Source organism: Streptomyces sp. NPDC001515 (assembly GCF_053597115.1).
In genome coordinates this window covers 1-18,961 of the sequence record NZ_JBSFHN010000010.1, presented here as the reverse complement: position 1 = coordinate 18,961, position 18,961 = coordinate 1, and the positions used below count along the sequence as shown (strand labels likewise).

The 18,961-nt window shown below is 71.6% G+C and carries 15 protein-coding genes and 1 pseudogene; 3 read left to right on the top strand and 13 right to left on the bottom strand.

Going from position 1 to position 18,961, the window contains the following annotated elements; all coding sequences use genetic code 11:
- Positions 1–25: 25 nt before the first annotated feature.
- The 4 genes from ACWCXC_RS13070 to ACWCXC_RS13055 form a co-directional block, all read right to left on the bottom strand.
- Positions 26–3,130, bottom strand: a complete 3,105-nt coding sequence (locus ACWCXC_RS13070) for a caspase family protein (protein ID WP_450888651.1) — start codon at positions 3,128–3,130, stop codon at positions 26–28.
- Positions 3,127–3,993 carry a hypothetical protein gene (locus tag ACWCXC_RS13065; protein WP_450888649.1) on the bottom strand — a complete coding sequence of 289 codons (867 nt, stop codon included), beginning with the start codon at positions 3,991–3,993 and terminating at the stop codon, positions 3,127–3,129. The genes ACWCXC_RS13070 and ACWCXC_RS13065 overlap by 4 nt, the downstream gene beginning before the upstream one ends.
- Before the next feature lie 587 nt (positions 3,994–4,580).
- A complete protein-coding gene (locus ACWCXC_RS13060) occupies positions 4,581–5,264 on the bottom strand; it encodes a nucleotidyl transferase AbiEii/AbiGii toxin family protein (protein ID WP_386628809.1) in 684 nt (227 codons plus the stop codon).
- Positions 5,265–5,269: 5 nt separating this feature from the next.
- Positions 5,270–5,662: a hypothetical protein gene (locus ACWCXC_RS13055; RefSeq protein WP_386628566.1), complete on the bottom strand. Its 393-nt coding sequence runs from the start codon at positions 5,660–5,662 to the stop codon at positions 5,270–5,272.
- An 884-nt stretch (positions 5,663–6,546) separates the two neighbouring features.
- Here ACWCXC_RS13055 and ACWCXC_RS13050 point away from each other — a divergent pair.
- Positions 6,547–7,371: an MBL fold metallo-hydrolase gene (locus ACWCXC_RS13050; RefSeq protein WP_450888646.1), complete on the top strand. Its 825-nt coding sequence runs from the start codon at positions 6,547–6,549 to the stop codon at positions 7,369–7,371.
- A 160-nt stretch (positions 7,372–7,531) separates the two neighbouring features.
- Here ACWCXC_RS13050 and ACWCXC_RS13045 read toward each other — a convergent pair whose 3' ends face one another.
- Positions 7,532–7,903: an ArsR/SmtB family transcription factor gene (locus tag ACWCXC_RS13045; protein ID WP_450685624.1), complete on the bottom strand. Its 372-nt coding sequence runs from the start codon at positions 7,901–7,903 to the stop codon at positions 7,532–7,534.
- Between the two features lie 95 nt (positions 7,904–7,998).
- Here ACWCXC_RS13045 and ACWCXC_RS13040 point away from each other — a divergent pair, with 95 nt between their 5' ends.
- On the top strand, positions 7,999–9,774 hold the full coding sequence (locus tag ACWCXC_RS13040) for an MFS transporter (RefSeq protein WP_450888644.1): 1,776 nt from the start codon (positions 7,999–8,001) through the stop codon (positions 9,772–9,774).
- Between the two features lie 646 nt (positions 9,775–10,420).
- Here ACWCXC_RS13040 and ACWCXC_RS13035 read toward each other — a convergent pair.
- Positions 10,421–11,467 (bottom strand): LLM class flavin-dependent oxidoreductase, encoded by a 1,047-nt coding sequence (locus tag ACWCXC_RS13035; RefSeq protein ID WP_450888642.1) that lies wholly within the window; start codon positions 11,465–11,467, stop codon positions 10,421–10,423.
- 88 nt (positions 11,468–11,555) lie between these two features.
- Complete coding sequence (locus ACWCXC_RS13030) at positions 11,556–13,013, bottom strand: MFS transporter (protein ID WP_450888640.1); 1,458 nt, start codon at positions 13,011–13,013, stop codon at positions 11,556–11,558.
- Between the two features lie 135 nt (positions 13,014–13,148).
- Here ACWCXC_RS13030 and ACWCXC_RS13025 point away from each other — a divergent pair, with 135 nt between their 5' ends.
- Positions 13,149–13,640, top strand: a complete 492-nt coding sequence (locus ACWCXC_RS13025) for a MarR family winged helix-turn-helix transcriptional regulator (RefSeq protein WP_450888638.1) — start codon at positions 13,149–13,151, stop codon at positions 13,638–13,640.
- A 236-nt stretch (positions 13,641–13,876) separates the two neighbouring features.
- Here the strand turns inward: ACWCXC_RS13025 and ACWCXC_RS13020 are convergent, their stop codons facing one another.
- The 6 genes and pseudogenes from ACWCXC_RS13020 to ACWCXC_RS12995 all read right to left on the bottom strand — a co-directional run.
- On the bottom strand, positions 13,877–14,119 hold the full coding sequence (locus ACWCXC_RS13020; RefSeq protein WP_450685629.1) for a hypothetical protein: 243 nt from the start codon (positions 14,117–14,119) through the stop codon (positions 13,877–13,879).
- A 252-nt stretch (positions 14,120–14,371) separates the two neighbouring features.
- Positions 14,372–15,112 (bottom strand): SDR family NAD(P)-dependent oxidoreductase, encoded by a 741-nt coding sequence (locus tag ACWCXC_RS13015; RefSeq protein ID WP_450685630.1) that lies wholly within the window; start codon positions 15,110–15,112, stop codon positions 14,372–14,374.
- Positions 15,109–16,080 carry a fumarylacetoacetate hydrolase family protein gene (locus ACWCXC_RS13010; RefSeq protein WP_450888635.1) on the bottom strand — a complete coding sequence of 324 codons (972 nt, stop codon included), beginning with the start codon at positions 16,078–16,080 and terminating at the stop codon, positions 15,109–15,111. The genes ACWCXC_RS13015 and ACWCXC_RS13010 overlap by 4 nt, the downstream gene beginning before the upstream one ends.
- Positions 16,081–16,156: 76 nt before the next feature.
- Positions 16,157–17,089: a VOC family protein gene (locus ACWCXC_RS13005; protein ID WP_450685632.1), complete on the bottom strand. Its 933-nt coding sequence runs from the start codon at positions 17,087–17,089 to the stop codon at positions 16,157–16,159.
- 7 nt (positions 17,090–17,096) lie between these two features.
- Positions 17,097–18,095 (bottom strand): amidohydrolase family protein, encoded by a 999-nt coding sequence (locus ACWCXC_RS13000; protein WP_450685633.1) that lies wholly within the window; start codon positions 18,093–18,095, stop codon positions 17,097–17,099.
- Positions 18,092–18,850, bottom strand: a pseudogene (locus ACWCXC_RS12995) (FAD-dependent monooxygenase); the annotation flags it as partial. The gene ACWCXC_RS13000 and the pseudogene ACWCXC_RS12995, both read right to left, overlap by 4 nt.
- Positions 18,851–18,961: the final 111 nt, after the last annotated feature.

Below are 18,961 nucleotides of genomic sequence, written 5' to 3'. Positions count from 1 at the left end.
CCTCGGCTCCCTGCGCGGGTGTTGCTCACGGTGCGATGCGAACCAGGCCCTCGGCGGTTCCCACGACGATCTCCCCGTTCCGGTGAACGTCCACCGCGTTGACATCGAGTCCGATGTCAAAGTGGCGGGACGGACCGGAACCGGTGGGCGACGACAGCCGGATGTCACCGTGCACGCCCGCGCTGACCAGGACTTGTATGTCGCCGACGGTGCACAGCCTCAGTTCTCTGACGCCGCTCGTGTGCTCGGTGACCAGCCGGCGGCTGCGGCCGTTCCAGGCCGTCCACACCACGGAGCCGTCCCCGGCTCCGGTGTAGATGCCCTCGATGTCGGAAGCGATCTTCATCAGGCCACGGCTCTGCGGCGGCTTGAAGGTGTGCAGCAGTGTGCCGTCACCCTGCCACACGACCACGTCCGACGCCGTACGCGCCGCGACCCTGACCCCGTGCGCCGTCTCGGCCGCGGTAACCCCGCCGAGCCGCAGCCCCGGCTTCTCGACGAGAGCCCCTGTTTCGCCCCGGCTTCGCCACTGCCACCCGTCACTGCCCGCGATCAGCAGGTCCGGTCCGACCTTGAGGCAGGCGATCACGGGGCAGTCGAGATCCAGCGGTTTGATCTGCTGCCCCCGGCCGTCCAGGAGCGCGACCCACGCCTGGCCCGTGATCTCCCCCGCGAGCAGTGCGGCCAGCCCGCCATGGTCAATGACGGACGAGGCGGTGACCCGCGCATGGACCTCCCGTCGGCTGGACACGCCCCTGGGGGTGAACGACGTCCAGGAGGTGTCGTCGGCCTCTCCCGGCCGATGGAAGATCCAGCTGCCGCTCAGGGCCAGTTCACCGCCGTCGGGAAGGCAGTGAACCGCTTTGACGCTGCGGTCTCCCAGGGCCTTCCGGAGGGAAGGGGGGCGGCAGTCGACCGCCTCGGCCCGCCAGCCCACCGCGTACTCGCGGGCACGCCGGGCCAGTTCGTCCAGCCCCCGCGCCTGGGCGTGCAGCGCCAGCCGGGCCAGGGTGTGCCCGTCGGGCAGCCGCCAGCGTGTCCCCATCAGCTCCCAGCACAGGGCGCGTACGTTGGCCGCCCGGTCGTCGGCGGTCTCCTGGATGAGGCCGAGTGCCCGGTAAAGCTTCTCGCCGTTCATCGCCAGCAGGAACTCGGGATCGTCCAGGAACTCGTCCAGCACACCGGCGAGCCGCGCATGGTGCGGAAGGTGGTCACGGGTGTACCGGTCGGCGCTCGACCAGTCACGCTGTCCGGAGGGCAGCACGGGGAGCTGCTCGGTCATGGCCGCGACGAACAGCAAGTGATAGGCGCGCGCATCGGCCGACTCAGCCAGGTAATCGGCTGTCGGTGGGTGCTTGAGCCTCCACCCGTGGCTGTTCATTCCGTCCTCCGGGGCATCAAGGTAGTCCCTCGCCTCTCTGCACACGCTGGTGAGGTCCATGGCGTCCACGCCGGGCCTGCCGGCCGCGCGGACCACCGCCGCCCATAGCCGTCCGTCGGCCGGGAGACCGTCGCCCTGCGCCAGGGCGACCGGGAGGAGCATGTCCCGCGCCCACTGGGGGTCCTCGTCGTCCAACGTGCGACTGAGCCGTACGAGTCCGTCCAGGAACAGATCGGCGTTGGACCGCTCGGCCTGCACCCGGGCGGTCGCGGGGTCCTGATTACTCATGGCGACCGCGAAGAGGTAGGCACGGAGCCACGACCGCCCGGCCGCCGCCGCCGTGGCCTGGGCGATGTCATGGACCGAACGGGTGTCCGTGACCGACCAGGTGGTTCCCTTACGGTTCCTCAGCACCTGCTCGACGAGCCCGGCCACGTCGGCGGTGCGGAAGTACTCCTCCGTGTCGAGGTCGACGAGGCGCCCCTCGAACCCGTCCGGAACCTGACTGCTGGCCACGACCACCCGGGTCCGCGGCTGGGTGGCCAGCGGAGCCAGCAGCATGCTGTAGAGGAGTTCCGGCTCCGTGCTGGCTTCCAGGGAGTCGAAGACGAGGCACAGCCCTCGCCCGCCGAGGGCCTCCACGACAGCCGCGCAGTCGCCCTCGCCGGTTCCGTAGCGCTCGGCCAGCTTCCACACCACGGTGTCCACATTCTGATCGCGGACGTCCATCAGCAGGTCGACGCATCCCTCGGGCGCCGGAGCGGGCGCCCGGGCCCCGGCCGGCAGCGGCAGTCCCTGGGAGGAGGCGTGGATCCAGTCGAGGAGCACGGACTTCCCCGAGCCCGGCTGCCCGGTGATCACGAGGGGCGCTGCGGGCCCGTCGGCGGGCGAGGCGTCGTCCAGGTGGGCGACCACGTCCAGCACGGCCTCGGCACGCCCGTAGAAGGCCCATCCGCTGTCGGGGTTCGCCTCGGGGGGCTGCCGCCTGGGCTGCAGATAGCGGGGGTTGGGAAAGGCCCGGAGCTGCTCACGGGGCGGCACCCAGCTGGGCAACTGGGGGTCACGAGGGTTCTCCGACCCCTTTGCCATGCGGACCTTCAGCTCGCTGAAGAGGCCTTGAGTATCGAGGTATTCGCGCCCCCTGTCGGTGCGAGTGTTGCGCAGGGCCGCCGCGAAGGAGTCGGCGAAGTGCATCTGCTGGGCATCGGTGATCCGGTCCGTGGAGCTGATCATGGTGAGTGCAGGCATGTCTGCGCCCTTGTCCCACTGCTCCTTCGCGGCTCGCTCCAACTGGGCGATGGCCAGCCCGGACTGGCACGCGTCGATCAGGATGACCACTTCGCGGGGCCGTGGCTTCTTGCCAGGGATGATCGACGACATGAGCCGGTCCACTCCCAGCATGGTCGACCGCTTGGCCTTCTCGCTGTTGTGAGCGGCGAGGAGGATGTCTCCGTCGCCGTAGTCGTATCCGTGCCCGGAATAGTAGAAGAGCAGGACATCGGGAGGCGTGCCCTCGACGCCGTCCAGCGCCTCCTCGAAGCTGGTCGCGAGTTCGTCGCAGGTGGGGTCGATCCGGGACCCGCGGTGAATGGTGTACCCGGCCTCAGCCAGTACGGCCCGCATCATCCGCAGCTCGTCCCGGACCCGGGGCAGCGGCGCGAACCCGTCGGCGAACGTGCCGGTGCCGGAGACCAGCGCCGTCCGGACGATGCCCGTCGACCGGTCGGCGGTGTACGGCGCCGACGTCACCGGTCGCTGGCGAGCAGCGCGCTCGCGACGGCTTCGGCGACCTCTCCCGTGGTGAGGTAACGGAGCACGGAGTGGCTGCCGAAGACGTACTTGCCCGGATGGTGCCATGGCAGATTGACGACCGGCTGGTCGTCAACATCGCCGAAGAGGGGCGCCAATTGCTTCACCAGTGCGATGGGGTCGTCCTTGGCCGCCACGTTGACCCAGCGGGTCACGGGAGGACAACCGTCGCCCGCCGCAGGCGGCGCCGGCCGCAGCCGGTCCCGGATCGCCTGGATGCCGAGCGGGGAGCCGAGGCTGACGAAGGTGTGCACGTTCCACTCCGGGTGCGCGCGCAGTGCCTCATAGGCGACGACGGAGCCCAGGGAGTGGCCGATGACGACCTTGGTGTCCGGGGTGACGACACGCTCGAAGCGCTGCTGCGCGCAGGCGCGTACGGTGTCGTCCGGGTCCAGGTAGCGGCGTACCTGCTTGACCATCCAGATCACGGCCCGGCCCGCCGGCCTCCCGAGCCGCTCGGTGCGCTCCAGTCGGCGCAGTGCCATCTGCCCCAGTCCCTTGCCGCCTGGCAGCGGAGCCTCGGTGCCGTTGGCGAACGCTTCCAGCAGCTCCAGTTCGAGCGGGTCGCGCACGTCACCGATCCGCAGTGGTGGGATGTCGTCCAGCTCGTCCTCCACGCCGCCCTTGCTGTCCCGACTGCGGAAGCAGCTGCCGTAGTACACGGCGGCGACATCCTCCGCGTCCGGCACCGGACGCGCGGCGTCCGTCATGCCGATCCCGAGTGCGTCGTACCACTCGGTCAGCATCGTCTCGCTGTGCTTGTATTGGTAACCGATGCCGTGGCAGACCACTATGCGCGGCACTGTGCTCCCCCCGCTGCCCGAGTGCGACGTAAGCTGCGCGGAACCCTGGCGCCCGAAATCGGAACCCAGAAGCCGCCAGCTCCTCCATCATGCCCGATGTCTTGATGGTAGATAACCGCTACTTGTGAACGACTTGACGTAACATCAGGTGCCGCACTTGTACGACGTGCTCTCTATCCACCGAACCTCGTACGTCGAGCCGGGAGACTGCGGCTTGTCGGTTCCCATCCCGCCCACCGTGGCCCCAGGCGAAGTCGAGCAGGCGCGGCTGATGGCGTGGGTCACATGGCGGTCGTCCGAGGGGGCGCCATTACGCCGCCGAAGCGCCCGTCGGCAGCGCGCTCGCCGCACGGCCGAGCGATCATTTCGGGTACGTTCGGACCAGCCCAGCCCAGCCCCGCGCCGGATCGACGGCTTATGAACAGCACGTAGGGGGCTAGTGTCATACGCCGGAGATCTGTCGGCAGTATCGGGCGAGGGATTCGAAGATCTCCTCGGCGGTCTTAGTCCAGGTGAACGGCTTGGGGTCCGCGTTCCAGATCTTGACCCAGGCGCGGATATCGGCTTCGAGGGTTCGCAGATGCGGTTCAGTCCGGATTCGAGCCGTCGATGTCCGGATCATCGGACACTTCGAGGAGTCGGGTCGCGAGGCTGTCGGCCCACTCCACGGCCCAGGCACGGAGAGCGGTGATGGTGGCCTTGTTCAGGCCGTAGGCTGCGAATGCTTCGTCGTCGGTCCACTCGGCGCCCGTGAGGTTTGACTGCAGATCCTCGCGCTCGAAGCGGCCACGGGCGTGGCGGCGGCCGAACTCCTCAAGCTCGACATTGGTCCAGCGGCGGGAGGCTGCGAACACGTCGATCAGGTCGCGGGGTGCTCCGCGGTCGGCGAGGGCGCGGACCTTCGTCCCGATCACGTCCTCCTCCGCGAGGACGGGCCCGTACGGGCTCTGGGCGACCGGCCGCCAGAAGATCTCCTTGAGGATGTCGACCTCGCATTCCTGCCCGGTCGCAGGGTTGGACACGGTGAAGCGGGCGGACAGCGGGGCGGTCTCCAGCGCATGCACCTGCCACCCCCGCGCTTCGAGACCGCTACGGAGCGTGGCCGCGATGTCGGCCATGGGCGCCGGGTTCTCGGTGGCGACATCGAGGTCCTGGCTGGGGCGGTTCACGAGGCGGTGCGCCCGCACGGCATATCCGCCGGTGAGTACCAAGGGATACGGGGAACCGAGCGCGATCACATCCGCCAGGAGCCGCGTGTGCAGCTCCGGCATGTCCGTCACGCGGCTGCCCGGGTGCGGGAGGCGAGCTGAGGGAAGGCGTCTTCCCACACAGTGCGCACGGTGCGACCGACGAGTGTGCGCAGCACTGGCCACATCTGGAGGAGTAGATCCTGGTTGAGGTAGCGGGGCAGATCGTCGTGCAGACCCTCGTGCAGGACGGTGCGGTACAGGCCCATGCGTTGGCGAGGCTTGCTCATGTCGTACGACGTCATCCCGGACCAGGCCATGTGCAGCGGTAGCTCCACGACCCCCTGGGTTGGGCCGTGCAACTCTTTCAGCGACTCCGGCAGACGCCGCCGGAACTTCTCCCGGTACAGCGCGAGGTCCTCGGCGTCCGCGGGCGAGAAGCCCCTCGGTGCGGATGCAGGGTGCTGTGGGCTGGAGGGCATGAGTCCATTATGGCGGCTGGAGAGGTGGTGCGGGTCTTGATGCGGGGGGCCGACGTCCGGAGCGAGTGGGGGCGGATCCCTCGGGGTGATCTGGTTGCCGCAGTCTGTTCCGCCCTGAGCACGACGGACTGTCGGTCGTGACGCTCGTTTGACGCTCTGAGCGCCCGCCCGCTGCGCGGCGATCTGCGAAAGTGGCTCTGACCTGGCCTTTTCTGCGACTCACTCAGGCCGACATCTTTCCGATGACGCATCATGTGGAGTGCGTGGCGATTCTGGAGCCGGTGAAGTAAGGGCCTTTATCTGGGGTTTCGTGAGAGCCCTTTACGGGCGGAGTGGGCCGGAACGCTCCCTCGGCCGAGCGCCCTCGACCAAGTCCCGCGCCTTCGCCCTCCGACAAGCGAACCCGCCCGAGGATCCGACTCACGCCCCCCAGCGACAACGAGGTCGCGGGGTGGCGGCGCGATCATCAATGACGCGAAGCGGTACGGCAGGGCGCCGGAAGGCCGCCGTATCGAGCGGGTTGCCCACGGTGGGCTCGGTCTGGGGTTTCCTCGCAGAGGGGGCCGCACCCCAACTGGCGCAGTCAGCGACCGGCAGCGAACGGTCTGGTTCCCGTGCCCGCGCGGCCGGTGCGCTCTCATCCGGCTGTGGCCGCACTCGGGGACGACGACCAGCCCCTTGTGGTGCCGTACGCGTTGCGCCGCAGGTCGCAGCTGTTGTTCCAAGGGCCGGCGGCTGAAGCCGGCCAGGAAGGTCCGGTCCCCGTTCTATGGACGTGAGCGTGCGGTGGAAGACGCGAAGCACAGAGCTGCGCGCCCCGCCCGGTTGTGTTGATGTGCGCCCTCCCCTCTGGCAGGGTGCCGATATCGAACGGGGAGGGAGCCATGCTCCAGCAGGTCGTCGAGGGCGTGCTGATCCACCGGAGTGAGTTGCTCGAGAGCAACTCCGTTGTCGTCCAGGGCAGGGACGGCGTGCTCGTCGTGGACGCCGGGATTACCGGTGCCGAAATGGTCTGCCTCGCGAACGACCTTCGACAGCGGCACCTGCCCGTGGTGGCGGGGTTCTCGACGCATCCTGATTGGGATCACGTGCTCTGGCACGCCGAACTCGGTGAAGCGCCTCGTTACGGCACAGCCCGCTGCGCGGACTTCATGCGGGATGTGTTGTCGCACGCGGACTGGAAGGCCGGCGTAGCCGAGGGGCTGCCGCCGGAGATCGCCGAGGACACACCGCTCGACCTCTACGGCCTGATCACCGGTCTGCCGGCTGGAACCGCGCAGCTTCCCTGGGACGGCCCCACAGTGCGGATCATCGAGCACGCGGCGCATGCCCGGGGCCATGCCGCCCTATTGATCGAAAAACGCCGTGTTCTCATCGCCGGAGACATGCTCTCCGACGTCTTCGTTCCCATGCTCGACGACACCGTTGACCCGATCGAGGACTACCTCGTCGGGCTGGGGCTGCTCGCGGGTGTGGTGGACGATGTCGATGTCCTCGTCCCCGGACATGGGTCCCTCGCCAGAGGCGAGGAGGTACGCGCCAGGATCACACTGGATCGCACGTACGTGGAGGACCTGCGTGACGTCCGGGTGTGCAGAGATCCACGGGTCGTCTCGCCCAAACCCGGCTGGGAGTGGGCAAGCGCCATCCATGAAGGGCAGGCCCGAAAGCTCGCCCGACGGGACGGGCGTGGCGGGACGCCTGGCTGACAAAAGCGCCTGTCCAACCGCACCTTGCGGTTCCTGGCCGGAGAGCTGACGGCCAGGTCCCGGGGCATCGGGGCGCGGCGGCCCACGCTGCCCCCGGAGCCGTCCCGCCCCGGTGCTTGCCAGCCGGGCGGGCGCCGGGAGGTGGCCGCGCCGACGACGTTCAGTCCGCCGGGGGCGCCCAGTCGAGCACGAGGTTCAGGAGGCCGGGGAAGCGGGCTTCCAGGTCCTCCATGCGGACGCGGCTGCGGCGTTCGAGTCCGTACTGGCGCTGCGTGATGACACCGGCCTCGCGCAGCGCCTTGAAGTGGTGGGTGAGCGTGGACTTCGGCCGGTCGAACCCGAACCAGCCGCACGTCTGGTCGAAGTCCTCCGACGACAGCAGCAGCCGCTGGACGACGGTCAGGCGCAGCGGATCGGCCAGGACGCCCATGACGCGCTCCAGGCGGATGTCGTCGGCCGCGGGCTCGGGGAGCCGCTCGGGAAGACCTTGCGGTTCCTGTCGGCGGACGTAGGTCGGCGCGAGTGTGTGCATAGGCCCAGGCTACCTGGTGTACGAGTTTCTTCGTACTGATGCTAAGTTCGACTTCAGTCGTACAGCTACGAGAAATCTCGAACTAGGGCGGTGCCGTGAAGAGGACAGTCGAGCAACGTGATCTCGGGTGGTCGATGGCGACGGCGTTGACCGTCGTGGCAGTGTTCGTGCTGTCCAACGCCCCCACGCCGCTGTACGTCCAGTGGCAGCGGACTTGGGGGTTCTCCTCCGGCATGCTCACGATCGTCTTCGCCTGCTACATGGTCGGGCTGGTGGGGGCGCTGGTCGTCGCCGGGAGGGCCGCCGACCGGTACGGGCGCCGCGTGGTCCTGGTGCCCGCGATGCTGGCCGCCATCGCGTCGGCCCTGCTGTTCCTGCTCGCCCAGGGCGTTCTGTGGCTCCTGGCGGCCCGGCTGCTGGCCGGCGTCGCGGTCGGCGGCGCGGTGACGGCGGGGATGGCCGCCGTGGTCGACGTCGCCCCGAGCAGCCGCAAACGGGCCGGAGGGCTGATCGCCTCCGCCTCGATGGTGCTCGGCGCGGGGATCGGCCCCCTGCTCTCGGGCATCACCGCGCGAGCCACCACCACCCCGCAGTCGTGGACCTTCGCCCTCGTCACGGCCCTCGCCGTCGCCGCTCTGGCGGTCAGCACCCGCGTGCCGCTCACCCGGCCCGCCCGCGGCGTGCCGTTGCCCGGCCCGTCCGTACGGTGGCCGCGCCCGCCCCGGGACCGCAGGCGCGAACTCCTGTGGGGCGCGGCCGCGTTCGGGCCGGGCATCACCGCCACCTCGTTCGTGCTCTCCCTGGGCCCCTCGGTGCTCGCCGGCCCCCTGAAGACCCCCGATCCGCTGGTCGCGGGCACGATCGCCTGTGCGATGTTCCTCCTCGCCACCGGGATCCAGTTCGCGGCGGGCGGCCTTCGCACCCGCACCCATCTCGCACTGAGTTCCGTGACCGCGGCGGCCTCGATGGCGGCGCTGGCGGTGGCGGTCACGCTGGCCCCGTGGTGGCCCGTCTTCCTCGCCGCCGCACTGCTCGCCGGGGCCGCACAGGGACTCGGCCAACTCGCCGGGCTCACGCTCATCGCCACACGCATCCCCTCCGAGCGCCGCGCCGAATCCAACGCCGTGCTCAGCATCGCCGGCTACATCCCCGCCGGAGCGCTGCCGGTGGCCACCGGCTACCTCGCCGACTCCGTCGGACTCGGCACGGCCGTCCTCGCGTTCGCCGCCACCCTCGGGGCCTTCGCTGCCTTCGCCCTCCCCGCCGTGGGCAGCAGCACCCGCCGCCACCTCACCGAAGACTCGCCCCTACGGAATGACGACCGGACCATGAAGCCCTCCACACTCGTGATCGCCGCCCACCCCGACCTGGAGCACTCGCGCGTCAACGCCGCCTGGCTCCGCGCCCTCGACGGCAAGGAACGCCTCACCGTCCGCGTACTGGCGGCCGCCCGCGGACCGCACGGCTTCCACGCCCCGACCGAACAGGCGGAGCTCGCCCGGCACGACCGGATCGTCCTCCAGTTCCCCTTCCGCTGGTACGGCGCCCCGCCGCTGCTCGCCGAATGGCTAGAAACCGCGCTGGAGCGCGGCTGGGCCTACGGCCCCGGCGGACACGCCCTCGAAGGCAAGGAACTCACGCTCGCGGTGTCCACCTGGTCGCGGGCCCACGACTACGAACCCGACGGCCGCTACGGACGAACCATGAGCGAACTCACCTCCCCGTACGCCGCCACGGCGGCGAGAGTCGGCATGCGCTTCCGCCCAGGATTCTTCGTCCACGGCGTCGGAGACCTCAGCGATTCCGCACTGGAGAACACCGCGAGCGCGTACGCCGCCTGGGCCGCGGAAGGAGCGGAGGGGCGGGAGTGACACGGCCTCGTCGAAGCGCGCCGTGCTGTCGCCTTCCACCACCCACTCGTATCCGTGGGCGGTCGTCGAACCTGCGATGAGAATCATCAGCAGCCCAACGGCGCAGCTTGGTCCGGATCTCCAGTACCTGGCATTCGGCCTTCATCAAGGCGCATTCCGGCTCGTCGGTCTTCACCGGCGACAGCTTCCTGGCATGCCAGTCTCCTTCCTGCTGACTTGCCGGCTCCCTCCCCCCCATGCGACCGGCTTTCCCGGCCGTATGCCTTCCGGCCGGTGTGGTCGTTGTGCCGGACCGGGCGGGCCCCGTACCGCCGATCGGTGCTCCGGTGTGCATGTCCTGCCGACGGACGTTGGCTCCGGTGTGTCACCGCGGTGCCAGGAGTTCTGCCGCGAACTCGGTCACTGGATCGTCGGCCGCGCGTCCTGCGGGGCGAGAGTGCCGGCCGGGACGTTCCGCACGAGCGTGCCGAGCGTGCGTGGATCGGCACGGAACCGGTCGTGCGCGGCAACGAGATTCCGGGCACGCTGCGGCTCGTGGCGCGGATGGCACCGCTCCGGGGCGACGGGCGGGCTGGTGGGGCGCGTCGACTCGATCCACAACCGTTTCGTGGATCGCCACGCTTGCGGAGGCGGGGCGGGCGTATGGTCAGCCGGCCCCCGGCGGGGGCGGCTCGGGGCCGGTGCGGGGCGACGGCGCAGCGGAGATACCTGTGCCTGGGGTGCCGGCACCGGCCCGACCCACCTGCGCGTCCGCAGCGGCGGTGCTGTCGTGGCCCTGTGCCGCGTCCGGGGCGGGCGCCGGGCCGAGCGTGTCCGTCGCGCGCCCGCGATGCGCGGTCACCCGTTCCCGCGTTGCCGGTGCCACCTCCGCCGCGAACGCCTGGAGCAGGTAAGGCTGCTGGGCGGGGAGCAGGAAGGCGCTGGTGCCGTGTTCCAGGGTGAGCGCGGCGAGTTGCTCGGGCCAGGCGCTGAGTGGCCCCCGGGGGAAGCCGGCCGGTCCCGGTGAGAGGTTGTACAGTCGGCGGACCTCGGTGGGATCGCGGCCGGCGACGAGGGCCGCGTCGTCGACGGCCCGGTGCCCCGCGGCCAGGCGGCGCGGCGGTACGTGCGGGACGCTGGGCAGCCAGCCGTCCGCCGTCGTACCGGTCAGGCGCAGCATGCGCGGGCCGAGCGCGCCGATCCAGATTCCGATGGGGTGCGCGGGCGCGGGGCCCGCGACGGCGCCGTCGAGCCCGTAGTGCTCGCCGGGGACATGCGGCCGCCGGCCCTCGCTCCACAGCGCCCGTATGACGTCGATGGCCTCGCGGGTCGCCCGCACCGCCTCACCGGGGCTGCGGCGCGGACCGCCGTCGGCGGCGATGGCGTCCCAGTACGCCCCGGCCCCCAGTCCCAGCTCGACCCGGCCGCCGCTGAGCAGGTCCAGGCCGGCGGCAGTGCGGGCCAGCGCGACGGGCGGGCGCAGCGGGAGGTTCGCCACGTTCGGGAAGACCCGCACGCGCGTGGTGGACGCGGCGATCACCGCCAGGGTCATCCACGCGTCGAGCAGCTCCGGCCGGTAGGGGTGGTCCGGCACGCTCACCAGATCCAGCCCTGCCCGGTCGGCGACCCGGGCCAGCGCCACCGCGTCGGCGGCGTGCCCGGCACTCGGCACCAGGACGGCGCCGAAGAGGAGATCGTGTCCGTAGTCGGGCATAAGGGGGTGCGCTCCTTGTCGTCGGCGCGATGGCGGGGGCAGGAGGCCGGTGACGTCCGGCACGAGGGGGCTTCGGCATGGCGGTCCCTCAGGTCGCCGACCGCGACCGCTCCGTGCTCGGCAGCCCGGGCACCGGTGTGCCGGTCCTGCTCCAGAGCCTGCCAGGCCCCGCCAGCGCGGCCGCTGCGGCGAGTCCCAGGGCGATCGCGGACATGACGAACGCGGTGGTGTAGCCGGACTCCACCGGCATCCCGGTGCCGGGGACCGTTCTGGCGGCGACGATCGACGCGGCGATCTGCGCGCCGAGGGAGCCGCCGATCGTCCGCATGATCGTGTTGATGCCGGTCGCCTCGCCCGTCCGGCTGCGGTCGACCGCGCTGACGACGAGGTTCGCCAGGGCGGCGAAGGCGAAGCCGACACCGATGCCGAGGACCCCGGAACCGACGTACACGGCCGCTTCGGTCTCGTGCGCGGACGCGTAGACCACGAAGCCGGCGACGCCGATCAGGCAGGCCAGGACGAGGGGCAGCTTCCATCCGGTGACCGCCCCGATGCGCCCGGCGAGAGGACTGGCGATCAGCATCGTCGCCGCCATCGGGGCCATGAACAGCCCGGCCTCGGTCACGGACGCGCCGAAGCCGTACCCGGCCTCGGGCGGGGTCCGGGCGAGCAGCGGGATCAGCGTGAACGCTCCGTACATGCCGAACCCGACGACGAACGCGGTGAGATGACTGGTGAGCACGGCGCGACGGCGCAGCAGTTCGAGGTCGATGAGGGGCTCACCGACCTTGCTCTCGGCGTAGGCGAACACCGCGAGCAGCACGACGGCGGTGACGAACAGGCCGATGATCCGGCCGGACGTCCACCCCCACGACGTGCCCTCGCTGATCGCGAGCAGCAGCGCTACGACCCCCGCGCTGAGCAGCACCGCACCGATCCAGTCGACGCGCCCGGGGCTGGTGGCCGCGGACTCCCGGACGAACGCGGAGACGGCGGCGATGCCGAGCACGACGACGACCAGTCCGAGCCAGAAGATCCCTCGCCAGTCGAGGGCATTGATGATCGGGCCGGGCACCACGAGCCCGACACCGAAGCCGATGCCGAACGTGGACGAGATCAGGCCGATTGCCACCGGCACCCGCTCGCGCGGGAACTGGTCGCGCGCGATCCCGAACGCCAGGGGAAAGGCAGCCGATCCGACCCCCTGCACCGCGCGCGCCGCGATCAGCAGGGCGAGCGAGTCGGCCAGGGCGGCGAGCAGGGTGCCCACGGCGAAGACGGTGAGGCTGGCGATCAGCACCCGGCGCTTGCCGAACATGTCACCGGCCCTTCCCAGCAGGGCCGTTGCCACGGACGCGGTGAGCAGGAAGGAGCTGAGCACCCAGGAGACGGCCGTCGTAGAGGCGTCGAACTCCCGCTGGAGGTCGGGCAGCGCCGGCACGACCATCGTCTGCATCAGGGAGAAGGACAGGACGGCCAGGAGCAGGGCGGCGAACGGAGCGGCGGTGCCGCGCCCTTCGCCGGGGGACGGGGTGTGGTCGGTCATCGGGCGGTCCTTTGGGGACGGGCGCCGCGGTCCGCAGTATCGGAGCACGCAAAGGGCGCCGAACTAGTATCGCGATGCGATAGTTCCATAGCGTCATCATTACGTCCAGTCACTGGATTGCCGTATCATGAGCGCATGAGCGAAACCCCTGGACCCGCTGCGCACGCCACTGGTGACGGCGGTGCGCGGCGCCCGCCGAGCCTGCTGGCGCTGCCGTCGTATCTCGCCGGTCACATGGCGCGAATCGGCCACGACGCGCTCGTCGAGGCGGTGGGGCGGCACGGGTTGCGCCTGCCGCACTTCGCGACCCTGACCGCGCTCTCGGACTTCGGTCCGCTGCCGCAGCACGTGCTGGCCGACCGCCTCGGCTTCCAGCGCAGCCACCTGGGCGGCTACTTGGACGCGATCGAGGAGCGCGGGCTGGTGCGGCGCACCCGGGACCGGTCCGACCGGCGCCGCCAGCTGGTCGAACTGACCGCCGAGGGAGGTCAGTTGCAGCGCCGGCTGTGGCAGGTGGCCCAGGAGTCCCAGGACTCCTTCCTCGGCTGTCTCAGCCCCGAGGAGCGGGACACGCTGACCGCGCTGCTGCGCAGACTGCTGGACGCCGACGACCGGGCGCGTCCCTGAGATCGGCAACAGCGCTCCGCCGTGCGGGGCTCCGGTCACCGGTACGGCCCCGTGGCCGCCGCCGAGGGCCCAGACAGCCCCGCGACGCAAGGGCGCCGACGCTCGTGGCCTCCTGACCGGCGGCTTCAACGGGCGGCGCTCGTCCCGGCAACGCCGTCAGGGCATCGGCGGGGACGGAGGGCGCGTCACCCCCGGGACGTTCCTGTGCGTGTGTGCGCCGCGGGGACCCGCCCGTCTCAGGACGGGTGCTGCACAGGGGTGGCCGGGGCAGGCCGGGAACCGGCGAACGTGGTGTGCGACGTGCTGTCCACGAAGACCTCGACCTTTCCGCGGGTCAGCCATCCCGTGCGAGCGCAGGTGGTCAGGCTGTACCTCCCGGCCACCAGGACCCGCTGCGCCGTGGTCGCGGCCCGCGTCTTCGGTGCCGCACCGGCGACCGCCACGGCGGAGGAGCGGCATTCATCCAGATCGATCGACATAGCTGCCTATCCGAGCACACAGGCGATTCGCCGCCGGCGCCCCGGGCCCGTCCGCGTGTCGCTGCCGCCGGACCGCGGCCGGTCTCCTCCGCCCCGGCGCGTCCGGCTCGGCCGCGTCGCCGGGGAGCCGGACGCCCCTTCCGCGCGGCCGGGGCCGGAAGAGCAACGACTGCGCCCGTCCCGGGGCGGTCATGGACCGGATCGGCGTTGCCCGGCCGGGTCCGGGCGCCCCCGGGCGCTGACCGGCCCTCTTCAGCCCACAGCGTCGGAGACGGACTTGACGCCGCCGTGCGCGGTCATGCCGCCGTCCACCGGGATCTCCGCGCCGCTGATGAACGACGCGTCGTCGCAGAGCAGGAACACGACGAGCGGCGCCACCTCGCCCACCGTTCCGGTGCGGCCGAGCGGTGTCTCGCGGACGTTGGCCTCGCGGAAGGCGGGGGCCGCGGAGGCCGTCATCTCGGTCTCGATGTAGCCGGGGTGGACGGTGTTGACCCGGATGCCGCGCGGGCCGAGCTCCAGGGCGGCGGTCTTCGACAGGCCCCGCAGCGCCCATTTGCTGGTGGTGTACGCGACCGGGTAGTGCGCCGTGAGGGCCGCCGAGGAACCGACGTTGACGATCGAGGAACCCGGTGGCATGAGCGGTGCCAGGTGCTGGATGCCCAGCAGCGGGCCGGTGACGTTGACCGCGTGGACGCGGGCCATGTCCTCGGGGCGCACCTCCCCGACGCGGGCCCGCCAGGTGACGCCGGCGTTGTTGACCAGGCCGTGCACCTGCCCGTACGACTCCCGCAGCTCGGCGGCGAGTTCGGCCCACTGCCGCTCGCTGGTGACGTCGAGGCGGCGGCAGCCGGGGGCCTCGGTCACGTCGGTGGCGATGACGCGGGCGCCCTCGTGGCGCAGGGCCTCCGCCTCCGCGGCGCCCTGTCCGCGGGCCGCCCCGGTCACGACGACGACCTTGCCGGCCAGCCTCGTGGGGTGCGGGCCGGTCACGGCCGCTCCCGGGGGCGGCGCCGGCCGGAGGGCAGGGGGACGGGTTCGGCGCCGGGGACGACGGTGCTGGTGAGGGTGCCGATGCCCTCGACGGTGAGGGCGACGGTGTCGCCGGGCTTGAGCGGCGGCGGGGTCCGCTCGCCCCGTCGCCCCCACAGCTCGGCGAGGCAGCCGCCGTTGCCGCAGGTGCCCGAGCCCAGCACGTCACCGGGGACGACCCGGGTCCCGCGCGACGCGTAGGCGGTCATCTCCTCGAAGGTCCAGCTCATGTTGGACAGCAGGTCCTTCCCCACCGTCTCGCCGTTGACCTCGGCGGTCAGCGCCAGCCGCAGGAAGCCGTCGGCGTCCCGGAACGGCTCCAGTTCGTCGGCGGTGACGAGGCACGGGCCGAGGGTGGTGGCCGTGTCCTTGCCCTTGCAGGGGCCGAGGCCGACCGTCATCTCCGCGCCCTGGAGGTCGCGGGCGGACCAGTCGTTGAAGACGGTGTAGCCGACGATGTGGTCGCGGGCCTGACCGGGGGTGAGGTCCCGGCCCTCCCGGCCGATCACGGCGCCCACTTCCAGCTCGAAGTCGAGCACGGCCGAACCGGGCGGCACGGGCACGTCCTCCCCGGGGCCGTAGACCGCGTGCGGATTGGTGAAGTAGAACGTCGGCGCCGCGTACCACTGCTCCGGGACGCCGCCGGTGCCCTCCACGGCCCGGCGCACGCCCTCGACGTGCTCCTCGAAGGTGACGAAGTCGCGTACGGAGGACGGCCGCAGGGGCGCGAGCGGGCGCACCTCGCGGACGTCGGGTCCCGCCGGTCCGGCGAGCGCCGCCTCGCCCGCGGCCAGGAGACCGGGCAGACCGGAGGTCTCCTCCAGCAACGCGGTCAGACAGGACACGCCCGGCAGCGGGAAGAGCGCGCCGCCTTCCGTCACGACGGCCACATGGCGGCGGTCCCGGTGTTCGTAGGAGGTGAAACGCATGGCAGGGCTCCAGAGGGGCGGCACGGGGCGGGGTGCGCGGCGCGCGGGCGCGCACCCCGCCGGGGAACGGGAGGGGTCAGCAGGGCGGGGCGACGAACACGCCCCGGTCCGGGTCGTTGAAGGACTCCTTGGCGACGAGTTCGTTCATCGCGTTCGCCGTCCCCCACTGGTCGGTGACCTCCGGCCGGGAGAAGTCGTAGACGTGGGGGTGCCAGGTGTCCTCGTCCAGGCACTCCAGCTCGGTGGTGTATTCGACGGTGTTGCCGTGCGGGTCGAGGAAGTACGTGAACGTGTTGTCGCCGGCCATGTGCCGGCCCGGCCCCCAGATCTTGCGGAAGCCGGCGCGCATCACCCGGCCCGAGCCGCGCATGTACTCGTCGAGGCCGCGCATCTCGAAGGAGACGTGGTGCAGGGAGGTGTGCGGGCCCTGGGCGATGGCCATCGAGTGGTGCTGGTTACTGATCCGCATGAAGTGCATGACCTCGCCCATGTGCGGGGAGCTGAGCGTGTCGGAGAGAGCGAAGCCGAGATGGCGCTCGTACCACTCCCGGGTGCGGTTCAGGTCGGGGGAGTTGAGGACCACGTGGGAGAGCTTGACCGGGATGGACTCCTTCTCCTCGATCCTGCGGTGCTGCCTGACCTCGACGTCGGCGGAGACCTCGATGGTGCGTCCGTCGACGTCGAAGAAGCGGAAGCCGTAGCCGCCGCCGGGGGTGTCGACCGTGCCCGGCCGGGAGATCAGCCGCACGCCGCCCGCGAGCAGCCGCTCGGCGAGCGTGTCGACGTCGGCCGGGTTCGCGGCGCCGTAGGAGACGAGGTCGAGGCGCTTCTCGTCGGCCTCGCGGAGCCGTACGACGTACTGCTCGGGGGAGCCCTCGGCGGCCAGGAAGGAGATGCCGGAATCCTCGGCGACCGTGGTCAGGCCCCAGACGCCGGAGTAGAAGTCGAGTTGCTTCCGGTAGTCGGGCACGGCCAGGTCGACGTGCCTCAGGTGGGTGAGCAGACGCATGACGGAATCAGTCCTTCCGGATCAGGGCGGCGGCGTTGCCGCCTCGTACGGCGTGGAAGTCGGCATCGGCGAGCCGGGCGGCCCGCAGGGCGCCGACGGGGTCCTCGGTGCCCATGTCGAAGGGGTAGTCCGAGCCGAGCAGCACCCGGTCGGCCCCGGCGGCGCGCACCAGTTCGCGCAGGACGTGCGGGTCGTGCACGAGGGAGTCGAAGTACAGCCGCCGCAGATAGCTGCTCGGCAGACGGTCGCAGCCCGCGCCCGCGTCGGGCCGGGCGGACCAGGCGTGGTCGCTGCGGCCGATGTGGGTGGGCAGATAGCCGCCACCGTGCGCGGCGATCACCTTCAGCCCCGGATGCCGGTCCAGCACGCCGGAGAAGATCAGATGGGAGAGGGCGACGGCGTTCTCCGTGGGCTGGCCGACGGTGTTGGACAGGTACCACTGGTCCAGCCGCTCGTCGAGGGTGCACCCGAAGGGGTGCAGGAAGAGGAGGGCACCCGTCTCCTCGGCCCGGCTCCACAGCGCCTCGTAGGCCGGGTCGGACAGTTCGCGGCCGGGGGCGTGGCTGGAGATCTCGACGCCGAGCAGGCCCTGGGCGAGGGCGTGGTCGAGCGCCTCGACGGCGAGGCGGGGGTGCTGGAGCGGGACGAGACCCAGCCCGCGCAACCGGTCGGGTGCGGCGGCGCAGTGCGCGGCCGTCGCCTCGTTGGCCGTCCGGTATACCTTCTCGGCGGTCGGCTCGTCGGCCCAGTAGTGGTAGTGCGAGGGGGAGGGGCTGACGAGTTGGACGTCCACGCCCTGGGCGTCCATCGCCGCCAGACGCGCGCCGACGTCCGTCAGCAGGGGGACGCGCTCGCGGACCATCGGCCCGTTGACCGCGAGGGCGGCCGCGCCGTTGCGCCGGGCGTCCAGCGCCCGCGCCTCGGCGAGGCCCGGCCGCCCCTCCACCAGCGCCTCGACGCCGGGCAGGAGGACGTGGGCGTGCACGTCCACGGTCGGCGCGGTCACGGCAGCTCCCGGAGCATGGTCATGGTGCGGGCCATCAGACCGGGCACATCGGCGTCGCGCACCCCGTCGAGCTGCCACTGCCCGATCCGCACGGACGCCTCGACCACCGGGCGGACCCGGGCGATACGCCGCTCGTAGTACGCCTGGAACAGCGCGTCGTCCCAGGTGTCGGACGCGGTGAGCATCCGGGCGAGCACCCACGCGTCCTCCAGGGACAGCGCGGCGCCCTGGGCCAGGGTCGGCGGACAGCAGTGCGCGGCGTCGCCGGCCAGGACGACCCGGCCCCGGTGCCAGGAGCCCTCGACCAGCAGCCGGTCGAACCACGTGTAGTTGACCTTCGCCGGATCGGTGAGGTGCGCGGTGATCTCCGGCCAGAATCCGCCGTAGTGCCGGGTGAGCCGGCGCATCTCGTCCGCGTACGACCCGGCGGGGATGGAGGCGCGGTCGCGGTTGGCCTCGACGGCGTACGCGTACAGGGTCGTCGCGCTGGTCGGGCAGTAGCCGGCGATGTAGGCGGGACCGCCGTACGCGAGGTCGGTGCGGGTCACGCCCTCGGGGCGCGGGGCCTCGACGCGCCAGATGGCCATGCCGGTCGGCTCGGGCTTGTCCGTGATGCCGATCGCCGCCCGGGTCGCGGAGCCGAGCCCGTCGGCGCCGATCACCAAGTCGTACCGGCGCTCGGTGCCGTCACCGAATCGGACGGACACACCGTCGGCGTCCTGGCCCAGGATCTCGGCGGTGGTGCCGAGCCGGACGTGGGGGGGGGGGGGGGGGCCCCCCCCCCGGCCCCCCCCCCGCCCCCCCCCCCCCCCCCCCCCCCCGCCCCCCCCCCCCCCCCCCCCCCCCCCCCCGCCCGCAAGCACACA